At 64.2% G+C, this 21,396-nt stretch carries 17 protein-coding genes and 1 other RNA gene; 16 read left to right on the forward strand and 2 right to left on the reverse strand.

What is annotated here, in order from left to right:
* The first annotated feature begins 19 nt into the window (after positions 1-19).
* From ffs to BHD07_RS03035, 6 genes are all read left to right on the forward strand, one after another.
* An RNA gene (ffs, locus tag BHD07_RS03010) (signal recognition particle sRNA small type) lies at positions 20-117 on the forward strand.
* 97 nt (positions 118-214) lie between these two features.
* Complete coding sequence (locus tag BHD07_RS03015) at positions 215-2,092, forward strand: DNA polymerase III subunit gamma/tau (protein WP_275596980.1); 1,878 nt, start codon at positions 215-217, stop codon at positions 2,090-2,092.
* Between the two features lie 107 nt (positions 2,093-2,199).
* Positions 2,200-2,523: a YbaB/EbfC family nucleoid-associated protein gene (locus BHD07_RS03020; RefSeq protein ID WP_003533413.1), complete on the forward strand. Its 324-nt coding sequence runs from the start codon at positions 2,200-2,202 to the stop codon at positions 2,521-2,523.
* A gap of 76 nt (positions 2,524-2,599) precedes the next feature.
* Positions 2,600-3,211 carry a LysE family translocator gene (locus BHD07_RS03025; protein WP_275596979.1) on the forward strand — a complete coding sequence of 204 codons (612 nt, stop codon included), beginning with the start codon at positions 2,600-2,602 and terminating at the stop codon, positions 3,209-3,211.
* A 51-nt stretch (positions 3,212-3,262) separates the two neighbouring features.
* Positions 3,263-3,868, forward strand: a complete 606-nt coding sequence (gene recR / locus BHD07_RS03030; protein ID WP_275596978.1) for a recombination mediator RecR — start codon at positions 3,263-3,265, stop codon at positions 3,866-3,868.
* 37 nt (positions 3,869-3,905) lie between these two features.
* Positions 3,906-5,144: a lytic murein transglycosylase gene (locus tag BHD07_RS03035; protein WP_275596977.1), complete on the forward strand. Its 1,239-nt coding sequence runs from the start codon at positions 3,906-3,908 to the stop codon at positions 5,142-5,144.
* Positions 5,145-5,266: 122 nt separating this feature from the next.
* Here the strand turns inward: BHD07_RS03035 and BHD07_RS03040 are convergent, their stop codons facing one another.
* Positions 5,267-6,922: an MFS transporter gene (locus BHD07_RS03040; protein ID WP_018093857.1), complete on the reverse strand. Its 1,656-nt coding sequence runs from the start codon at positions 6,920-6,922 to the stop codon at positions 5,267-5,269.
* Positions 6,923-7,133: 211 nt separating this feature from the next.
* Here BHD07_RS03040 and rimP point away from each other — a divergent pair, with 211 nt between their 5' ends.
* The 10 genes from rimP (at position 7,134) to BHD07_RS03090 (ending at position 20,448) form a co-directional block, all read left to right on the forward strand.
* Entirely contained in the window at positions 7,134-7,751 is a 618-nt protein-coding gene (gene rimP, locus BHD07_RS03045; protein WP_003534362.1) for a ribosome maturation factor RimP, read from the forward strand.
* Between the two features lie 45 nt (positions 7,752-7,796).
* A complete protein-coding gene (gene nusA / locus BHD07_RS03050) occupies positions 7,797-9,425 on the forward strand; it encodes a transcription termination factor NusA (RefSeq protein WP_275596976.1) in 1,629 nt (542 codons plus the stop codon).
* A gap of 5 nt (positions 9,426-9,430) precedes the next feature.
* A complete protein-coding gene (locus BHD07_RS03055; RefSeq protein ID WP_003534364.1) occupies positions 9,431-10,123 on the forward strand; it encodes an RNA-binding protein in 693 nt (230 codons plus the stop codon).
* 105 nt (positions 10,124-10,228) lie between these two features.
* A complete protein-coding gene (gene infB / locus BHD07_RS03060) occupies positions 10,229-12,898 on the forward strand; it encodes a translation initiation factor IF-2 (protein ID WP_275596975.1) in 2,670 nt (889 codons plus the stop codon).
* Positions 12,899-13,057: 159 nt separating this feature from the next.
* Positions 13,058-13,465 carry a 30S ribosome-binding factor RbfA gene (rbfA, locus tag BHD07_RS03065; protein WP_100670045.1) on the forward strand — a complete coding sequence of 136 codons (408 nt, stop codon included), beginning with the start codon at positions 13,058-13,060 and terminating at the stop codon, positions 13,463-13,465.
* 12 nt (positions 13,466-13,477) lie between these two features.
* Positions 13,478-14,413, forward strand: a complete 936-nt coding sequence (gene truB, locus BHD07_RS03070) for a tRNA pseudouridine(55) synthase TruB (protein ID WP_275596974.1) — start codon at positions 13,478-13,480, stop codon at positions 14,411-14,413.
* Between the two features lie 193 nt (positions 14,414-14,606).
* A complete protein-coding gene (locus BHD07_RS03075; protein ID WP_275596973.1) occupies positions 14,607-16,325 on the forward strand; it encodes a sensor histidine kinase in 1,719 nt (572 codons plus the stop codon).
* A 237-nt stretch (positions 16,326-16,562) separates the two neighbouring features.
* The gene (rpsO, locus tag BHD07_RS03080) at positions 16,563-16,832 is read left to right on the forward strand and encodes a 30S ribosomal protein S15 (protein ID WP_003534369.1); all 270 of its coding nucleotides are present in this window, start codon (positions 16,563-16,565) and stop codon (positions 16,830-16,832) included.
* Positions 16,833-17,197: 365 nt separating this feature from the next.
* Positions 17,198-19,351, forward strand: coding sequence for a polyribonucleotide nucleotidyltransferase (gene pnp, locus BHD07_RS03085; protein WP_275596972.1), 2,154 nt, complete (start codon positions 17,198-17,200; stop codon positions 19,349-19,351).
* An 80-nt stretch (positions 19,352-19,431) separates the two neighbouring features.
* Complete coding sequence (locus BHD07_RS03090) at positions 19,432-20,448, forward strand: class I SAM-dependent methyltransferase (protein WP_338277606.1); 1,017 nt, start codon at positions 19,432-19,434, stop codon at positions 20,446-20,448.
* A 137-nt stretch (positions 20,449-20,585) separates the two neighbouring features.
* On the opposite strand, the gene fabI is transcribed toward BHD07_RS03090, so the two are convergent.
* Positions 20,586-21,392 (reverse strand): enoyl-ACP reductase FabI, encoded by an 807-nt coding sequence (fabI, locus tag BHD07_RS03095; protein ID WP_018093867.1) that lies wholly within the window; start codon positions 21,390-21,392, stop codon positions 20,586-20,588.
* Positions 21,393-21,396 lie beyond the last annotated feature (4 nt).

Consider the following 21,396-nt stretch of genomic DNA (forward strand, 5'->3'; position numbering starts at 1 on the left):
ATTGCCGATATGAAAGCCGGGAGGTTGGTGGTGGACGAGCCACTCGCCAACCGGGTCAGGTCCGGAAGGAAGCAGCCCTAACGAGCCCCGGCACGGGTCATCGTGCCAGCCTCCCACCTTCTCCGTCCTGTCGGGACACCACCTTCTTCGTCCCTGTCGGGGCACCACTTTCTTTGTCCCTGTCGGGACAAGAGTTCGAACAGCGGCAGGGTCGATGAGCGACGAAGCGCCCACTTCATCCCCGATTTTACCCGTCGAGAAACCGGCCGCCTACCGTGTTCTGGCGCGCAAATACCGTCCCAAGGACTTCTCCGACCTGATGGTCGGCCAGGAGCCGATGGTGCGCACGCTCACCAACGCCTTCGAAACCGGCCGCATCGCCCAGGCCTATATGCTGACCGGCGTTCGCGGCGTCGGCAAGACGACGACGGCGCGAATCCTGGCACGGGCGCTGAACTACAAGGCCGCCGAGATCGACAAGCCCACCATCGACCTTCGCGTCCCCGGCGAACATTGCCAGGCGATCATGGACGGCCGCCATGTCGACGTGATCGAGATGGACGCCGCCTCGCATACCGGGATCGACGATATCCGCGAGATCATCGAGCAGGTACGCTATCGGCCGGTCTCCGCGCGCTACAAGGTCTATATCATCGACGAAGTGCACATGCTCTCGACGCAGGCCTTCAATGGCTTGCTGAAGACGCTCGAGGAGCCGCCGGAGCATGTGAAGTTCATTTTCGCGACGACCGAAATCCGCAAGGTTCCGATTACCGTCCTGTCGCGCTGCCAGCGCTTCGATCTCCGGCGCATCAGCGCTTCCGATCTGGTCGGCCTCTTCTCCACCATTCTGGGCAAGGAGGGAGTGCCCTTCGATCCGGAGGCGCTGGCGATGGTGGCGCGGGCAGCGGAAGGCTCGGCGCGCGACGGCCTGTCGCTGCTCGATCAGGCGATCGCCCATGGCGGCGGTTCGGTCGAGATTGAAACCGTGCGTTCGATGCTCGGCCTTGCCGATCGGGCGCGGATCGTCGATCTGTTCGAGCATGTCATCAAGGGCGACGTCGCCGCCGCGCTTGGCGAGTTCGCCGCGCAATACGAAGCCGGCGCCAATCCGACCGTGGTCCTCACCGACCTTGCCGACTTCACCCACCTCGTGACAAGGCTGAAATATGTGCCCGACGCGGTCAACGACCAGTCGCTGAGCGAGATCGAGCGCACGCGCGGGGCCGAATTCGCCGGCAGCGTTGCGGTGACGACGCTGTCGCGCGTCTGGCAGATGCTGCTCAAGGGCATTCCCGAGGCGGAGAGCTCGGCGCGCCCCGCAGGTGCTGCCGAGATGGTGCTGATCAGGCTCGCCCATGCCGCCCATCTGCCTTCGCCCGAAGAGGCCGCGCGGCGGCTTCTCGATCTTTCGGGTGGCGAAGGCGGCGGGCGCCCGGCCCCGAACGGCGGTGGTGGCGGCGGCGGTGCGCAGGCGCCTGCAGGCACCCCGGTCGAGGCTCGCGCCGTGGAGACGGCCGTTTCGCGTCCAAGCGGCAATGGCGCGACCATGCTGCGCGCCGTGCCGAGCTCCGCGGCCCAGCCGATCGGTATCGGCCGCATCGAAGAGCGCACGGTGGCGAGTGCCGCTCCTAAACCCGAACCGAAGGTTGCTGTCAATTCCATCGGCGACATCGCCGATCTCTGCGCCAAAAACCGCGACATCAAGCTGAAGACGATGGTGCGCGGTTTCCTGAGGCTCGTGCATATCGAACCCGGCCGGCTCGACGTCAATCTGCCCGACGACGCACCGAAGACGCTGCTGAACGAACTCGCCGTCAAGCTCAAGGAATGGACGGGTATCCATTGGGTCGTGAGCTACAGCCGGGAGCAGGGCGAACCGACGCTGGTCGAGGCCGAGCAGCGCGCGCAGGAGCAGCGCGTCAACGATGCGCGCCAGGACCCGGACGTCGCTGCCATTCTTGCGCGCTTTCCAGGGGCAAGGATCACCGACGTGCGCATCCGAGCGGCGGTAGAGGAGGTCGAGAGCCTCGCTCCGGCCGCGGCCGAATCCGAGGACGGCGACATCGTCCCGGGCGACGACATCGAGTAGCCGCGTCGCACAGGCGCGGCGCTTCAGAGTATTTCCAGGAAAAGCGTGTAACGGTTTTCGTCCGGAAGTGCGTAGGGCCAAAGAATACCAGAGAACAGGAGACGACGATGCGCGACATCATGGGCATGATGGGCAAGGTCAAGGAAATGCAGGCCAAGATGGAGAAGATGCAGGCGGAAATCGCCGCGCTCGAAATCGACGGCACCTCCGGCGGCGGGCTCGTCACCGTCCGTCTCGACGGCAAGGGCCACATGAAAAGCCTTAAAGTCGATCCCTCGCTCTTCAAGGAAGACGATGTCGAGATCCTCGAAGATCTGATCGTCGCGGCCCATAAGGATGCCAAGGACAAAGCCGAGGCGGTGCAGGCGGAAAAAACCCGCGAACTGACCGCCGGTCTGCCGATCCCCCCAGGCATGAAGCTGCCGTTCTGATCCTCGGCCCCGCAGAGGCTGGCGCCAGCCGAGATGCGTGCTATCTTGCGGACCGTTTTCCGGAGGAGGGAGTGACATGACCGTCGCAACGCTGCTCGTCTTTGCCGGGGCGCTGCTGATTGCCGCCGGGTCGCCGGGGCCGAGCATTGCCGCGCTCGTCGCCCGGGTGCTGTCCAAGGGCGCCCGCGACGTCTTGCCGTTCCTCGCGGCCATGTGGATCGGTGAGGCGATCTGGCTCTCCTTTGCGGTTGCCGGTCTCGCGGCGATCGCCGAGACGTTCCATTGGATGTTCGTCGCGATCAAATGGGCGGGCGTCGCCTATCTCCTCTTCCTCGCCTGGAAGATGTGGTCGGCCGAGCCGCAAACGCCCGGCGAAAGCCTGCCGGAGGCGCGATCGGCATCGAAGATGTTCTTCGCCGGGCTGACGATCACGCTCGGCAATCCCAAGATCATGATGTTCTATGTGGCGCTGCTGCCCTCGATCATCGATCTCGGCTCCGTCACCCTCTTCGGCTGGGCCGAACTGGTCGCGACCATGTTCGTAGTCCTCGTCGCGATCGATGTCACCTGGGTGCTTATGGCCGCAAAGGCGCGGCAGTTCCTCAAGAGCCGCCGGGCGGTAAGGATCGTGAACCGTGCTAGCGCAGGCACGATGGCCGGCGCGGCGGTGGCCATCGCCACGCGCTGAAGCGCTACGATTCCGATTGGCGGCGATAGACGGTTGGTCTAAAAGCCGGGCATGGCAAAGCGAGTCACCGGCCCCGAAATCGAAAAGCTGATCCAGCTCCTGGCGAAGGTCCCGGGCCTCGGGCCTCGTTCCGCCCGCCGCGCGGCGCTGCATCTCGTCAAGAAGAAGGAACAGTTGCTCGGCCCCCTTGCCGAGGCCATGGGCGAGGCCCATCGCAAGGTCAAGATCTGCTCCTGCTGCGGCAATGTCGACACTATCGACCCCTGCACCGTCTGCACCGACGAACAGCGCGACCAGGCGGTGATCATCGTGGTCGAAGACGTCGCCGATCTTTGGGCGCTGGAGCGCGCCGGCGCCATGAACGCCGCCTATCACGTGCTCGGCGGCACGCTGTCGCCGCTCGACGGCATCGGGCCGGAGGATCTGAACATCAGGGGCCTCATCGACCGCGTCGCCAAGGGCGACGTGCGCGAGCTGATCATCGCCGTCAACGCGACCGTCGAGGGCCAGACGACGGCGCATTACATCACCGATCGACTCGAGGGCATGCCGGTGAGGATCACGCGCCTCGCCCACGGCGTGCCCGTCGGCGGCGAGCTCGACTATCTCGACGAGGGAACGCTGGCCGCCGCGCTCCGGGCGAGAACGGCGATTTGAGCATTCGCCTCCGCAGCTTCAGTTTCAAGGAAAAGAAATGCTGAGATTCCTTTCCATTCTGCTCCTGGCCTGCCTGTCTTTCGCTACCTTCTCCTTCGCCGCTTCCAAGGCCGACGTCGAAGCGCAGTTCCGGCAGTGGCTTCGAAACGATCTCTGGCCGGAGGCGCAGAAGGCCGGCGTATCGAATGCGGCCTTCGAAGCAGCCTTCGAGGACGTCCGGCTCGACTGGGACCTGCCCGACCTCGCGCCGCCCGGCTTTCCCAAACCGAAGCAGCGCAAGCAGAGCCAGGCCGAATTTTCCTCTCCCGGATCCTATTTCTCGGAAAAGCGCCTGCAGGGTCTTGCTGCGACGGGCCGCAGCCTCGCCTCCGCCCACGCCTCGACCTTGAAGCGGATCGAGAGGACCTATGGTGTTCCCGGTCCGATCGTCCTTGCCATATGGGGCAAGGAATCCGGCTTCGGCCGGGCGAAGATCCCGCATCCGATCATGGATGTGCTGGCGACCAAGGCTTTCATGTCGACCCGGCCCGAGCTTTTCCGGCGCGAACTGATCGCGGCGCTGCATATTCTCGACAGCGGTGACGTCAAGGAGGCACAGATGCGCGGCTCCTGGGCAGGTGCCATGGGCCAGCCGCAGTTCCTGCCTTCGAGCTTTCTGAAATACGCCGTCGATTTCGACGGGGACGGACGCCGCGACATCTGGAATTCCGTGCCGGACAGCCTCGCTTCGATTGCCAATTATCTGGCGCAGAAGGGTTGGCAGAGCGGGCGCGACTGGGGTTTCGAGGTCGCGATCCCCTCGGGCGTCTCCTGCGCCCAGGAAGGCCCTGACCTTGCCCGCCCGATCGCCGAATGGGCCGGCATGGGGATCGGCCGCATTTCGGGAAAGGCCTTCCCGGCGGCAGAGCGTGCCGCGGCAGGCATGATGCTCGTGCCGGCGGGGACCCATGGACCGCAATTCATCGTCACGCCGAATTTCTACGTGATCAAGGAATACAATAATTCCGATCTCTACGCGCTGTATATCGGCAATCTGGCCGATCGCATCGCTTCCGGCGGCGGTGCCTTCCGCGGCAGATGGGGCGATGTCGGCGGCATGTTGCGATCCGATGTGCTCGGAATGCAGAAGGCGCTGGTCGCGAAAGGCTACGACGTCGGCAAGGCCGACGGGCTGCCGGGCTACAAGACGCGCCGCTCGCTCGGCGACTGGCAGGCGAAGAGCGGCCTCGAGCCGACATGCTTTCCGGATGTTTCGCTGAAAGCAAAGCTTCGGTGAGTGACGTGGCCGATGGGCGGTTCCGCCTTTCACGATCCCATCGATCGCCCCTCCCCAATCCCTCCTCATGAGCGGAGGGGGTGGGGGGAGTTTTTCAGGGAGCGATCACGCCCCGACTCTCCTCAATGCATCTCGACGGATCGCTTGTAGCGCTCGTAGTGATCGGGAACGATCGTCTGGCGCTCGATCATGCGATGGACACGCGGCGGGTTCGGGCCGCGATGGAACGCGGTCAGCTTGTCGCCGACGGCGGCGTCGGCCTGGGTGCGCCGCTGATTGTGGCGGACATATTCGACCCAGGTCGGCACGTGGTACGTCTCGGTCCAGGTGGTCGGGTTTTCGAGGTCGCGCATCAGCGCCCAGTGGCCGGCTCCGTCGCGGATGCGGATACGCCTCCGCTCCGCCATCGTTTTCAGGAACTCGGGGATGTCCTCATCGGCGATCTCGTAGTCGATCATGACGACGATGGGGCCGCTGCGCGGCTTCAGGTCGAGCTCGAGCAGCGGCTCGTTGAAGCGGTTGAGCGGGTCGAGATTGAGCGACTTGAACTCCGGCAGGGCGAAGCGCAGTCCGATTGCCGCTCCCGCGAGCATCAGAAGACAGGAGCCGATGAGTGCGTTGGCCGCGCCGTATTGTTCGGCAGTGACGCCCCAGAGCCAGCTGCCGCCGGCAATCCCGCCGAAGGTCATGGTCTGGTAGAGCGAAAGCGCCCGGCCGACGACCCAGCGCGGCGTGGAGAGTTGCACCGTCGTGTTGAAGAGCGACAGCGCCAGCACCCAGCAGGCACCGGACACGGCGAGCACGAGGCAGGTCAGCCAGGCCTGCGAGCTGATGGCCGTGACCAGGGCGCTGAAGGCGAAGCCGGCGAAGGCATAGCGCACGATTGCCTCGCTGGTGAGGAATTCCCTCAGCCTTGCACTCAGGAGCGCGCCGCCGATCGCGCCGACGCCGAAGGCGCCGAGCATGACGCCGTAGGTGAGCGGGCCGCCGCCGACGAGGTCGCGTGCCACCAGCGGCAGCAGTGCAAGTATGGCGCTCGCCGAAAGGCCGAAGGCGAAGCCGCGCACGAGCACTTTACCGATATTCGGCGACATCGCCACGTAGCGCAGCCCCGCAGAAACCGCGCGCCCGAGCGTCTCGCGCGGCAGCCGGTTTTCGGGAGCGACCGGTTTCCATCGCGCGAGCGCGAAAAGGATCGCGAAATAGCTGAGCGTGTTGGCGGCAAAGGCAGCCGCCGCACCCGCGGCCGCCACGATGGCGCCGCCGATCGCCGGACCGACGCTGCGGGTAAGATTGAATCCCATGCTGTTCAGCGCGACTGCAGCCGGCAGGTCGTCGCGCGGAACCATGTCGCCGACCGAGGCTTGCCAGGACGGGTTGTTGAGAGCGGTGCCGCAGCCGAGAAGAAAGGTGAAGATGAGCAGTAGCCACGGCGTAACGATACCGTAATAGGCGCAGACCGTGAGCAGCGCCGAGACGGCGAGCATGAAGCTCTGCGCGACGAGCATGATCCGCCGCCGGTCGAAATTGTCGGCAAGTGCGCCGGAAACCAGCGAGAAGAGCATGATCGGCAGCGAGGTCGACGCCTGCACCAGCGCCACCATGTTCACCGATTGCGAAATGGACGTCATGAGCCAGGCCGCACCCACGGCCTGGATCAGCCCGCCGAAATTGGAGGCAAGGCTCGCGATCCAGATGGTGCGGAAGATGTCGTGCCTGAAGGGCGCCAACGGCGATATGCGGTTCGTCACCTCTGATCTCTTTCGGTTGCTCGTCATGTGGATTGCTTCGTTATAAACCTCGGAACGCGATGCGCCAGACGCTGAAACTTGCGTTCGGGCCGAAAGGTCCGACCCGGCGCCTGCGCGACCCTTGCAATTTACGGCAATGAAGCGTATATGAGCCTCAAATTCTTGATCGGTTAGATGAAGAGTGGGGCCGTGAGGACCCGCTCTTTTTTATTAGCCGGTCCGACGAGGAGAGGATCGTTTGTCCGATACGACAACGGCTGAAAATACGAATGAACCCCGGCTGATTACCGAAACCGGCCTCGACCGGCGTGTTGCCGACATCATCGAGCCGGTGCTCGTGGATATGGGTTTCCGCCTGGTGCGCGTGCGTATGTCCGGTCAGAACGGCCTGACGCTGCAGGTCATGACCGAACGCAACGACGGCACCATGACCGTCGAGGATTGCGAGGAGGTCTCCAAAGCGATCTCGCCGGTTCTCGATGTGGAAGATCCGATCGACAAGGCGTATCATCTCGAAGTGTCGTCCCCGGGGATCGATCGCCCCATGGTGCGCAGGTCCGACTTCATCCGCTGGCAGGGCCATCTGGTGAAGTGCGAGACCTCGGTCATGGTCGACGGGCGCAAGCGCTTTCGCGGCAAGATCGTTTCGGTGGACGAGGATGGCTTCCGGCTCGAGCGCGACCAGCCCGCCTATGGTGAAGAGGCGGCAGTCGCGATCCCGTTCACGGCGCTTTCGGAGGCGCGACTGATCCTGACGGACGAGCTCATCCGCGACGCGCTGACGGCCGACAAGAAAGCCAAGGCCGCGCGCGCCGCCAACGAAAACTTCGAAGACGAAGACACAGACAACGAATAAGGCTGGGTGCGCTTTCGATGCGCCTGCAACAGACGGAGACAAGACATGGCAGTCAGTGCTAACCGGCTCGAACTTCTGCAGATCGCAGATGCTGTGGCACGCGAAAAGGTCATCGACCGTGAGATCGTTCTGGCCGCGATGGCGGACGCGATCCAGAAGGCGGCTCGTTCGCGCTACGGTTCGGAATCGAACATCCGCGCCGACATCAATCCGAAGACCGGTGAAATCCGTCTCCAGCGTCTCCTGGAAGTGGTCGAGAAGGCCGAGGACTATTCGACCCAGATCCCGATCGAGCTCGCCCGCGACCGCAATCCCGATGCAAAGCTCGGCGATTTCATCGCCGATCCGCTGCCGCCCATGGATTTCGGCCGCATCGCCGCCCAGTCCGCCAAGCAGGTGATCGTGCAGAAGGTGCGCGAAGCCGAGCGCGATCGTCAGTACGAGGAGTTCAAGGATCGTGTCGGCGAGATCGTCAACGGCACCGTCAAGCGCGTCGAATACGGCAACGTCATCGTCGATCTCGGCCGTGGCGAGGGCATCATCCGCCGCGACGAGATGATCCCGCGTGAGAACATGCGCTATGGCGACCGCGTCCGCGCCTTCGTCTACGACGTCCGCCGCGAGCAGCGCGGACCGCAGATCTTCCTGTCGCGCACGCATCCGCAGTTCATGGTGAAGCTCTTCACCATGGAGGTGCCGGAAATCTATGACGGTATCATTCACATCAAGTCGGTTGCCCGCGACCCGGGCTCGCGCGCCAAGATCGCCGTCGTCTCCAACGATTCGTCGATCGATCCGGTCGGCGCCTGCGTCGGTATGCGCGGCTCGCGCGTGCAGGCCGTGGTCGGCGAGCTCCAGGGCGAGAAGATCGATATCATTCCCTGGTCGCCGGATCCGGCTTCCTTCATCGTCAATGCGCTGCAGCCGGCGGAAGTGGCCAAGGTGGTTCTCGACGAGGACGCGGAACGCATCGAGGTCGTGGTTCCGGACGAGCAGCTTTCGCTCGCGATCGGCCGCCGCGGCCAGAACGTGCGCCTTGCCTCGCAGCTGACCGGCTGGGACATCGATATCCTCACCGAGCAGGAGGAAAGCGAGCGTCGCCAGAAGGAATTCAACGAGCGCACGCAGCTCTTCATGGATGCGCTGGACGTCGACGAGATGGTCGGTCAGGTGCTCGCCTCCGAGGGCTTCGCCCAGGTCGAAGAGCTCGCCTATGTCGAACTCGACGAAATCTCCTCCATCGAGGGCTTCGACGAGGATACGGCAAACGAGCTCCAGACCCGCGCCCGCGAATATCTCGAAAAGATCGAGGCGGAAATGGATGCCAAGCGCAAGGAGCTCGGCGTTTCCGACGAGCTGCGGACAATCGATGGCCTCACCAGCCAGATGCTGGTCGCTCTCGGCGAGGAAGGCATCAAGACGATCGAGGACTTTGCCGGCTGCGCCGCCGACGACCTCGTCGGCTGGACCGAGCGCAAGGATGGAGAGACCAAGCGCTTCGAGGGCATCTTCTCGAAGTTCGAAGTCACCCGGGAAGAGGCCGAAACCATGATCGTGCAGGCTCGCCTGGCCGCCGGCTGGATCACCGAAGAGGATCTGGTCAAGCAGCAGGAGGAGGAGCAGGAGCAGGATGAGACGATCGAGGTCGCCGAAGGCGCGGATCAGGACGCCTGATCGCGATGATCGTCGAGATCGATGCCGACAGCCTGCCTGCGGACAAGGGTCCGAAGGACCGGAACGGCAACAACCGGACCTGTATCGTCACGCGTGAGAGCGGCTCTCCTGAAGAGTTGATCCGCTTTGTCGCCGGCCCCGACGGCGTCGTCGTTGCGGATCTGAAGCGGCAGCTCCCGGGGCGCGGATGTTGGGTCAAGTCCGAGCGGCAGCTCGTGGAAAAAGCGGTGGCGAAGAAGCTCTTCGCCCGCGCTCTTCGCGCCGAAGTGAAGGCGAATGCCGGGCTCGCGGACGAGGTCGAGAGACTTCTCGCCGAGCAGCTCGCGGGCATGATGAACATGGCGCGCAAGGCGGGCCAGTTCATCTCCGGCGCGACGAAGACGGAGCAGGCGGTGCGCGGCCTTGCCGCGCTGGCCGTCTTTCATGCGATCGATGCGGCCGCGGATGGCGTCCGCAAGATCGATCAGGCCCGCAAGGCGATGAGCTTCGTCAGCGAGGACGAAACGGAAATACCCGCTTTCCGCCCCTTCACGGGGGCGGAAATGGAGGGACTTTTGGGAAGTAATGCCTTTATCCATGCCGCAGCGCTTGCAGGGCAGGCAGGTGAAGGTGTAGTGAAGCGCGCAATCATGCTCGAAAAGTACCGAGGATCCGTCCCGGTCCGGGCCGAAGGCGGCGCTGGCAAGCCACAGCAATGAAGCGCGTCACCGGCAGAGACCGGCATAGCGAGCATTGTTTGAGACAATTTGGAAGACAGGGTCAGGGGTTTCGTATCCGGCCCTGATCGCTAGGAACGGAACGGAATGACGGACAACAAAGACGACAAGACACTCAGCGTAGCGGGCAAGAAGACGCTGACCCTGAAGCCCTCCGGGGTGACGCAGGGCACGGTGCGTCAGGATATGGGTCGCGGTCGCACCAAGGCGGTCGTGGTCGAGACCAAGAGAACGCGCGGCCCGCTGAAGCACAAGGACGAGCGCCCGATCACGCCGGTTGCCGCCACGCCTGCCGCCCGCCCGGCTGAGCAGCGTCCGATGCCGCCGCAGCCCTCGGGTCGTCCGGCTCCTCAGCCGCAGCCGCACCAGCCGCGCCAGGAACAGAACCGCCCTCGCGGCGGTGTCGTCCTGAACGACCTCTCTGCCGGTGAGATGGAAGCCCGCCGCCGCGCCCTGGCGGAAGCCCAGATTCGCGACGCCGAGGAAGCCAAGCGTCGCGCCGAGGACGAAGTGCGCCGCCGGCGCGAGGAGGAAGAGCGCCTCGCCCGCGAGAAGGAAGAGGCTGCGCGCCGTGCCGCCGAAGAGGCTGCACGCCCCCCGGTAGAGGCTGAAAAGATCGAGGAGAAGGTCGAGGCTGCAAGTCCCGCCGTCGGCGAACGCCGTGTCGAGACGCGCCCGCAGCCGGGACGCCCGGCTCCGGCTGCAACGCCGGCGGGGCCGGACGGTGCAGCACTTCGCGGCCGCCGCGGGACCGAGAGCGAGGAAGACGAACGCCGCCGCAGCGGTGCCGGTGCTCCCCGCGGCAAGGTCGTGCGTCCGGAACCGGCCAAGCCCGCTCCCCGCGCAAAGGGTGACGAGGGCCGCCGCCAGGGCAAGCTGACGCTTACGACGGCTGCCGTGGACGAGGATGGCAGCCAGCGCGGCCGTTCGCTTTCGGCGATGCGCCGCCGCCAGGAGAAGTTCAAGCGCAGCCAGATGCAGGAAACGCGCGAGAAGATCTCCCGCGAAGTCGTCCTGCCGGAAACCATCACGATTCAGGAATTGTCGCAGCGCATGTCCGAGCGCGCGGTCGACGTCATCAAGTTCCTGATGAAGGAAGGCCAGATGATGAAGCCCGGCGACCTGATCGACGCCGATCTCGCGGAGCTCATCGCCGGCGAATTCGGCCACACGGTCAAGCGCGTTTCCGAATCGGACGTCGAGGAAGGCATCTTCAATATCTCCGACGTGGACGACGACATGCAGTCGCGGCCGCCGATCGTGACGATCATGGGTCACGTCGACCACGGCAAGACGTCGCTGCTCGACGCCATCCGCCACGCCAACGTGGTTGCCGGCGAGGCAGGCGGCATCACGCAGCACATCGGTGCCTACCAGGTCGAGCAGAACGGCCAGAAGATCACCTTCATCGACACGCCCGGCCACGCGGCCTTCACGGCCATGCGCGCCCGCGGCGCCCAGGCGACGGACATCGCCGTCCTCGTCGTCGCGGCCGACGACAGCGTGATGCCGCAGACGATCGAGTCGATCAACCATGCCAAGGCGGCCGGCGTTCCGATCATCGTGGCGATCAACAAGATCGACAAGCCGTCCGCGAATCCGCAGAAGGTCCGCACCGAGCTGCTGCAGCACGAAGTCTTCGTCGAATCCATGGGCGGTGAGGTTCTCGACGTCGAGGTTTCGGCCAAGAACCAGACCAACCTCGACAAGCTTCTCGAGGCGATCCTGCTGCAGTCCGAAATCCTCGACCTCAAGGCTAATCCGAACCGGACGGCCGAAGGCACGGTGGTGGAAGCCGAGCTCGACCGCGGCCGCGGTGCGGTTGCGACCGTCCTCGTGCAGAAGGGTACGCTCACTCCGGGCCAGATCATCGTCGCGGGCGATCAGTGGGGCCGTGTGCGCGCACTCGTCAACGACAAGGGCGAACATGTGAAGGCCGCCGGGCCGTCGACGCCGGTCGAGGTTCTCGGCCTCTCCGGAACGCCGGCGGCGGGCGATCGCTTCGCCGTCGTCGAGAGCGAGAGCCGGGCGCGCGAGATTTCGGAATATCGCCAGCGGCTCGCCCGCGAGAAGGCGGTTGCACGCCAGTCCGGTTCGCGCGGTTCGCTCGAGCAGATGATGACCCAGCTCCAGACCTCCGGCGTCAAGGAGTTCCCGCTGGTCATCAAGGGCGACGTGCAGGGCTCGATCGAAGCGATCTCCGGCGCTCTGGACAAGCTGGGCACAGACGAAGTGCGCGCCCGCATCGTTCACTCGGGTGCCGGCGGCATCACCGAGTCGGACGTCTCGCTTGCGGAAGCTTCGAACGCAGCCATCATCGGCTTCAACGTCCGTGCCAACAAGCAGGCGCGGGATGCGTCCGAGCGTGCCGGCATCGAGATCCGCTACTACAACATCATCTACGACCTGGTGGATGACGTGAAGGCGGCGATGTCCGGTCTCTTGTCGCCGGAGCGGCGCGAGACCTTCCTCGGCAATGCCGAGATCCTGGAGGTGTTCAACATCACCAAGGTCGGCAAGGTCGCGGGTTGCCGCGTCACCGAGGGCAAGGTCGAACGTGGCGTCGGCGTCCGTCTGGTACGCGACAACGTCGTCATCCACGAAGGCAAGCTCAAGACGCTCAAGCGCTTCAAGGACGAAGTCTCCGAGGTTCAGTCCGGCCAGGAATGCGGTATGGCCTTCGAGAACTACGAGGACATCCGTGCCGGCGACACGATCGAGTGCTTCCGCGTCGAACACGTCACGCGGACGCTCTGATCCGATCCGGCAGGGTATTGGCGAGCGCCGGATCGGCTCCGGCGCTCGCTTTTTTTTGAGTGAGAAGGCGCGCGACGCCGCCCGCCTCTCGCATGTTGGAACCGATCGCGTTTCGATGAGGGTTTGATACGCCCGATCGGCGCGGTCCAGGGTGAAACGATGGCCAAATCCACATCCTCCGCTCCGTCCCAGCGCATGCTGCGCGTCGGCGAACAGGTGCGCGCAGCGATCACGCAGGTGCTGCAACGCGGTGAAGTACTCGATCCGCTGATCGAAAACACGGTGATTTCCATTTCCGAGGTGCGCATGTCGCCCGATCTGAAGATCGCCACGGCCTATGTGACCCCACTCGGGGTCGCCGATCACGCGGCGGTTATCGAAGCGCTGAACAGGCATGCGAAATTCATTCGCGGGCGGCTCGGCCCGCAATTGCGGCAGATGAAATACATGCCGGACGTCCGGTTCCGGGACGATACCAGCTTCGACAACTATCAGAAGATCGACTCGCTGCTGCGCTCGCCGGAGGTCAGTCGCGACCTCGATCGCGACGCCGACGACGAAGAGTAAGCGACAGAACCGATGTCCAGACCCCGTAAACCAAAGGGCCGTCCGATTTCGGGATGGCTGATCCTCGACAAACCCCTCGATTTCGGTTCGACCGAGGCCGTATCCAAGATCAAGTGGCTGTTCAAGGCGCAGAAGGCGGGCCATGCCGGCACGCTCGATCCGCTCGCCTCCGGCATGCTGCCGATCGCGCTCGGCGACGCGACGAAAACCGTTCCCTACGTCATGGACGGCCGCAAGATCTACGAATTCACGGTGGCCTGGGGCGAGGAGCGCTCCACCGACGATCTCGAAGGCGAAGCCGTCCGCTCTTCCGCCGCGCGTCCGGAGGAAGAGGCGATCCGCGCCCTGCTGCCGAAATATACCGGCGTAATCGCGCAGGTGCCGCCGCAGTTCTCCGCGATCAAGATCGGCGGCGAGCGCGCCTACGATCTCGCCCGCGACGGCGAAACCGTCGAGATCCCGGCGCGGGAGGTGGAGGTCTTCCGCCTGTCGCTCATCGGTTCGGCTCCGAATCTCGCTCACTTCGAGATCGAGTGCGGCAAAGGCACCTATGTCCGTTCGCTTGCCCGAGACATGGGCCGCGATCTCGGCTGCTTCGGTCATATCGCGTCGCTGCGCCGCACCTTCGTCGCTCCTTTCGGCGAGGAGGACATGGTGCCGCTCGCCGACCTCGTGGCACTGGAAAAGATCGAGGACGAGGCGGAGCGTCTCGCCGCGCTCGACGCCTATCTGATCGACACGGGGGAGGCCCTGTCCGACCTGCCGCATATCGCGGTCAGCGACGACCAGGCGCACCGGCTCAAAATGGGCAATCCGATCATCCTGCGCGGGCGTGACGCACCGCTGCCCGCGCCCGAGGCCTATGCCACCGTTCAGGGCAAGCTCGTGGCGATCGGTGAGATCGCGCAGGGCGAGTTCCGGCCGAAGCGCGTTTTCGCCTCCCAATAATTCTGCTGGTCGAAAATCGATCTTGCGCGTTTAAAGTCGAGCGGCGCGGCACGCGCGGCGTATACTCGTTGTGCGCCGAAGCCCATATTGTCATTGTGGGCCTGCCGGCCGCGCTCGAATCATGGACGGGCGGCCCGGAAGCACACGGCACCCGCTCCGGTAATGCGGCAGGGAATCGGCAAGAGGCGTACATATGGTGGAAGCGTCAGAGAAGAGCCGGGAAGATGCTTCATCCGGCAGCCTGCAGGCCGCCGCCGGCTTCGTCCGCGATTATCTTCGCAGGCCCTTCAGCTTCTACCTGATCTCGCTGCTGCTGATCGCCATCATACCGCCTTTCATCTTTTCCTTCGTGATCCTGCAGCGCAATCTCGACGCGCAGAGGGAGGAAGTCACGTCTCTGCTGCGCGCCTCCACCGGCTCGGTCACGCGCATCGTCGAGCGCGAGGTCGACGGCATGCTGACGACGCTCCGGGTGCTGGCGAAATCCGGCGCCGTGGACCTCGCCGACATGCGAGGCTTATACGACCGTGCATCGGTCGCATTGGCCAACACCGATTCCCACCTGATCATCGTCGACGCCGACCATGATCTTCTCCTGAGCACCCGCGTTCCCTTCGGGACGCCGCTCGGGCAGGCGAAGGATCCGGAGGTCGATCTCGCCCTGCAGAGTACCGCACCGCTGGTTTCAGGGGCTTTCCCGGCCGAAATCGGAAAGGGCTGGGTCTTCACCGTGTATCTGCCGGTCACGACGCCCGACGGAAAGAAGTATCTGCTGGGTCTTAGGCAGGATGCCCAGCGCATGACGAAAGCCGTCAACCGCGACACGCTTTCGCCCGGGTGGAATGCCGCGCTCGTCGACGGAAAAGGCAAGGTGATCGTCTCCTCGGACTCGTCGGTGAAATCCGGCGACCCGTTCTTTCTCGACGAATTGCCGTTGCTCAGCATCGGCGTCAGCAATACCACCGCGAGGGGTGTGGACTATCGCGTCGCGTCCGAGTTTTCGGTGGTGACCGGGTGGCGTATCGTCGCTTGGGCGCCGAGCGCCATCGTCGATCAGCCGATGCTATGGTCCTTCCTCTGGCTCTCCTTCGGCGGGATCATTTTCGCAAGCATCGCGGTCGCCGGTTCACTAACCATCGCGCGGCTGCTCACACAGGGCGTCCGGTTGCTGGCCATGGATGCACGGCGATTGGGAGCGGGCGAGCCCGTCGAAGCGCGCCGCTACATGATCACCGAGGTCGAGGCGGTATCGACCGCGCTCGCAAGCGCAGCGACGGCCAGGGCCAAGGCCGAAGGCGAGATTCGCCTGCTGATGCGGGAGGTCGCGCATCGCGCGAAGAACCAGCTCACCGTCATCCAGTCGATGCTGGCGCAGTCGGCAAATTCGGCCGAGGAGCCGTCGGATTTCGTCGAGGCGTTTCGCAAGCGCCTTGCGGGCCTCGCGCGCTCGACCGACCTCATGGTGGCCAACGCCGCCTCCGGAGTCGACTTCCGCGAACTCGTGCGCAACCAGCTTCAGCCGTTCATGCCGGCCGAGTCCGACCGCGTCGTGCTCAGCGGACCTGCTCTGCGGCTGGACGCCCAGATGGCGCAGACCCTTGGCATGGCGCTGCATGAACTGGCTACCAATGCCATAAAGCATGGAGCGCTCGCCAACCAGACCGGCATGATCCAGGTCGAGTGGTCGGTGGCGGAGGGTGCGATCGACATTCGCTGGCGCGAGAGGGGTGCCGATATCGTCGCGCCTTCCGGAAAGAAGGCCCGCCGAGGCTTCGGCACGGTCGTGCTCGAGCGCATGCTCGGCCTTGCGCTTCGTGCGGAGCTCGAAAGGACGATGCATGCGGATGGCATCGAATGGCGGATACGCATCCCGCGCGGCGAGGAACTTTCCTCGCAGGAGCCAGGCGGTTGAGGGGCGGATCGTCCTGAGCAAACCACCGCAAATGGATGCCGGAGCATCCGTGCGCAACCGGAATTGACGGTGCGCGGGAGGCGGTGCCGCGCAGCGGTTTCATGACCCTTTCCTTTTGGAACGGATTCGGTTATAGGCACGCCAGCGAAAGGCGCCGCCTCTTCGTGCGAACGGCCGTAGCTGGACGACATCCCGGCTGCCGGCGACCCTCAAATCCTCGAACGAAAGGATCAAACGATGTCGGTTACTGCAGAGCGCAAAGCTCAGATCATCAAGGAATTCGCAACCGTAGAAGGCGACACCGGTTCTCCGGAAGTTCAGGTTGCCATCCTGACGGAACGGATCAACAACCTGACCGAACACTTCAAGGACCACAAGAAGGACAATCACTCCCGACGTGGCCTCCTCGCGCTGGTTTCCAGCCGGCGGTCGCTCCTCGACTATCTGAAGAAGAAGGACGAGGCGCGCTACACCAAGCTGATCGGTGCCCTGGGCATCCGTCGCTAAACGACTGGTCCGGCGGGTTGCCTCGGCAACCCGCCGGCTTTTTTCTACAGCCCGTGCGCTCTTCAAAAGGCCTAGGGTATTGTACAGGGCGCCACAGCGCCGCGCGTCCTATCGGACGCGCAACGTCCAGCGGACCGGATGGGCCGGGATCGCGGATCAACCAATGGCCCGTCATGGGGCAGGATTGCAGGATGCTTCGGCGCCTGCTTGCCGAAGCGGCTGCTATACGCAGCGCGGCAAAGCGGTATGCGGCCGGTTTTCTTTGAAGCCTCCCGTTGTCTTGCCCGTGATGCGCCACCATGCGGCTTTGAGATCGCCCGCGCTTTTTGAGCCGCGGAAGGTCTGTCGCACACGAAGGACAGAACATGTTCGAGACACACAAGGTAGAAATCGAATGGGCGGGGCGTCCGCTCAAGCTCGAAACCGGAAAAATCGCGCGGCAGGCCGATGGTGCCGTTCTCGCGACCTACGGCGAAACCGTCGTGCTCGCCACGGTGGTTTCGGCGAAGGCACCGAAGCCAGGCCAGGATTTCTTCCCGCTCACCGTCAACTATCAGGAAAAGACCTACGCTGCCGGCAAGATTCCCGGCGGCTATTTCAAGCGTGAGGGCCGCCCCAGCGAAAACGAGACGCTGGTGTCGCGTCTGATCGACCGGCCGATCCGCCCGCTCTTCCCGGAGGGCTACAAGAACGATACCCAGGTCATCGTCACGGTCATGCAGCATGACCTCGAGAACAACCCGGACGTCGTCGCGATGGTCGCGGCATCCGCTGCATTGACGCTTTCCGGCGTTCCCTTCATGGGCCCGGTCGGCGGTGCCCGCGTTGGCTACATCAACGGCGAATACGTTCTCAACCCGCATCTCGACGAAATGGACGAATCCACGCTCGACCTCGTCGTCGCCGGCACGCAGGAAGCCGTGCTGATGGTGGAGTCGGAAGCGAAAGAGCTGCCGGAAGATGTCATGCTCGGCGCCGTCGTTTTCGGCCAGAAGGGCTTCCAGCCGGTGATCGACGCTGTCATCAGGCTCGCAGAAGTTGCCGCCAAGGAGCCGCGCGAATTCAATCCGGAAGATCATTCCGCTCTCGAAAACGCGATGCTTTCGATCGCCGAAGACGAGCTGCGCAACGCCTATAAGGTCACCGAGAAGGCCGCACGCTATGCCGCCGTGGACGCGGTAAAGGCAAAGGTCAAAGAACATTTCCTGCCGGAAGGCGTCGAGAACCCGGCCCATACCGCCGAAGAGATCGCCGCTGTCTTCAAGCACCTGCAGGCCAAGATCGTTCGCTGGAACATCCTCGACACGAAGAGCCGCATCGATGGCCGCGACCTCGTCACGGTTCGCCCGATCGTCGCCGAAGTCGGCATCCTGCCGCGCACGCACGGTTCGGCGCTCTTTACCCGCGGTGAAACGCAGGCGATCGTCGTTGCCACGCTCGGCACCGGCGAAGACGAGCAGTATGTCGATTCCTTGACCGGCATGTACAAGGAGAACTTCATGCTGCATTACAACTTCCCGCCCTATTCGGTCGGTGAAACGGGCCGCATGGGTTCTCCGGGCCGCCGCGAGATCGGCCACGGCAAGCTCGCCTGGCGCGCCATCCATCCGATGCTGCCGACCACGGAACAGTTCCCATACACGCTGCGCGTCGTTTCCGAGATTACCGAGTCCAACGGTTCCTCCTCCATGGCAACCGTCTGCGGCACGTCGCTTGCACTGATGGATGCGGGCGTTCCGCTCGCCAAGCCGGTTGCCGGCATTGCCATGGGCCTCATCAAGGAAGACGACCGTTTCGCCGTCCTCTCCGACATTCTCGGCGATGAAGACCACCTCGGCGATATGGACTTCAAGGTCGCGGGCACGGACACCGGCATCACCTCGCTGCAGATGGACATCAAGATCGAAGGCATCACCGAGGAGATCATGGGTGTTGCCCTCAACCAGGCCAAGGGAGGCCGCCTGCATATTCTCGCCGAAATGGCCAAGGCCATCTCCGAGAGCCGCGGCCAGCTCGGCGAGTTCGCGCCGCGCATCGAAGTCATGAACATTCCGGTCGACAAGATCCGTGAAGTCATCGGCTCGGGCGGCAAGGTCATCCGCGAGATCGTCGAAAAGACCGGCGCCAAGATCAATATCGACGACGACGGCACCGTCAAGATCGCCTCGGCTTCCGCCAAGGAGATCGAGGCCGCCCGCAAGTGGATCCACTCGATCGTCGCCGAGCCGGAAGTCGGTCAGGTCTATGAAGGCACCGTCGTCAAGACGGCTGATTTCGGCGCCTTCGTCAACTTCTTCGGCGCCCGCGACGGTCTCGTTCACATCTCGCAGCTCGCTTCCGAGCGCGTTGCCAAGACAACCGACGTCGTCAAGGAAGGCGATAAGGTCTGGGTCAAGCTGATGGGCTTCGACGAGCGCGGCAAGGTTCGCCTCTCCATGAAGGTCGTCGATCAGGCGACCGGCAAGGAGATCGTTGCCGAGAAGGGCGAAAAGAAGGACGGCGGCGAAGCCGCCGAGTAAGCCGCCCTCGGCTGAAACCATTCAGGGCGCGGAGCGGATCGCTTCGCGCCCTTTCTCGTGACGAAAACGGAATCGAACCCATGAGCCGCGACGCGCTGAAAACACTGTTCCATCCCTTCGCAACGGGGATCATCGATCCGCCGGGAGAGGGCGAGCGGGTGCTCTTCCTCGGCGCCGAGGCGGGCTACCGCTTGCCGGAGGGCTTTGCTGCGGACGTCTCGGCCGTACAGCCGCTGAAGCCCCTCTACCGCGCGCTGACGGCAGCTCGCGCCGATGTGGTGCCGGTGGCGGCCGGCGACGGCTACGACGCCGCGCTCGTTCTGTGCGGCAGGCACAAGGGCGAGAACGAAGACCGCATTGCGCAGGCGTTGAAACGCACCCGCGCGGGCGCGCTGATCGTGGTCGCCGGTGGCAAGGAGGACGGCATTCAGTCGCTGCGCAAGCGGATCGACAAGTTCGGCTGGGATGGCGACTCGATGCCCAAATATCACGGTGTGGCCTTCTGGTTCACGCGCCCGGAGGAGGTTGCCGAGGCCATCTCGGCGCTCGCCAAGGTCCCGGTGCGCGTCGACGGCCTGTTCGTGGCATCGCCCGGCATGTTCTCGCATGACCGCGTCGATGCCGGCTCGGAACTGCTCGCGTCGCGGCTGCCGCGCGATTTCACCGGTCACGCGGCGGATTTCGGCGCCGGCTGGGGTTATCTCTCGGTCAAGCTTGCCGAGGCTTCGCCGAGCCTCAAGGGCATCGATCTGTTCGAAGCGGATTTCGAAGCACTGGAGGCGGCACGGGCAAACATGGCGGCAAATGCGCCTTCGACGGCGGCTCGCTTCTTTTGGCACGACCTGACGGCGGAAGAGACGCGCGACAAATACGACCTTATCGTCATGAACCCGCCCTTCCACGAGGGCCATGCTGCCGAGCCTGCGCTCGGCGCGGCAATGATCAAGGCGGCCGCCAAGGCGCTGAAGCATGGTGGCCGGCTGATGCTCGTCGCCAATCGCGGACTTCCCTATGAGCCGGTCCTGACGGAGAATTTCAAGGAAATCGGCGAGACCTGCCGCAATGCGCGCTTCAAGGTGCTCTGGGCGAAACGCTGACCCAGTGAACAGCTCCTCATCCGGTCTGCCGTCCACCTTCTCCCCGCAAGCGGGGCCAAGGGAGGTGCGGCGTCCGTTCTGACCCCATCGCCCGTCTCCGCAAGCGGGGAGAAGGTTAGGTAAGGGGCAATCCCTGCTTAATCCGCGTCTGCGACCCGCAAGGCTTCGAGCGTCGGCATCGACGTGATGTTGTAGCCGGAATCCACATAGTGAATTTCCCCGGTGACGCCGCGCGAGAGGTCCGAGAGCAGATAAAGTGCGGAACTGCCGACGTCTTCTATGGTGACGGTCCGGCGCAGGGGCGAGTTCTTCTGCTGCCAGGAGAGCATCGCGCGCGCGTCGGAAATGCCGGCGCCTGCAAGCGTCCGGATCGGACCGGCCGAGATCGCATTGACGCGGATGCCGCGCGCTCCGTAATCGGCGGCCAGGTAGCGTACCGAAGCTTCGAGCGCGGCTTTGGCGACGCCCATGACGTTGTAGTTGGGCATGACCCGCATCGAGCCGCCATAGGTGAGCGTCAGCATGGTGCCGCCCTCGCTCATCAGCTCCGCTGCACGCTTGGCAATCTCGGTAAAGGAGAAGCAGGAGATCACCATGGTGCGGCTGAAATTGTCCCGCGTCGTGTCGGCATAGAGACCCTTGAGCTCGTTCTTGTCCGAGAAGCCGATGGCGTGGACGACGAAATCGAGCTTGCCCCAGCGCTCCCTTATGGCGTCGACGACTGCGTCGACGGAGTCGAGGTCCTCGACGTCGCAGGGGAGCAGGAAGTCGGAATTGACCTCCGCAGCCAGCGGCTTGACGCGTTTGCCGAGAGCTTCGCCCTGATAGGTGAAGGCGAGCTCGGCGCCCTGAGCGGCGAGAGACTTGGCGATACCCCAGGCAATAGAATGGTTGTTGGCGACGCCCATGATGAGGCCGCGCTTTCCGTTCATCAGTCCGTTCATCGTG

This window comes from Sinorhizobium sp. KGO-5 (assembly GCF_036245905.1).
Taxonomy (GTDB): Bacteria; Pseudomonadota; Alphaproteobacteria; order Rhizobiales; family Rhizobiaceae; genus Sinorhizobium; species Sinorhizobium meliloti_A.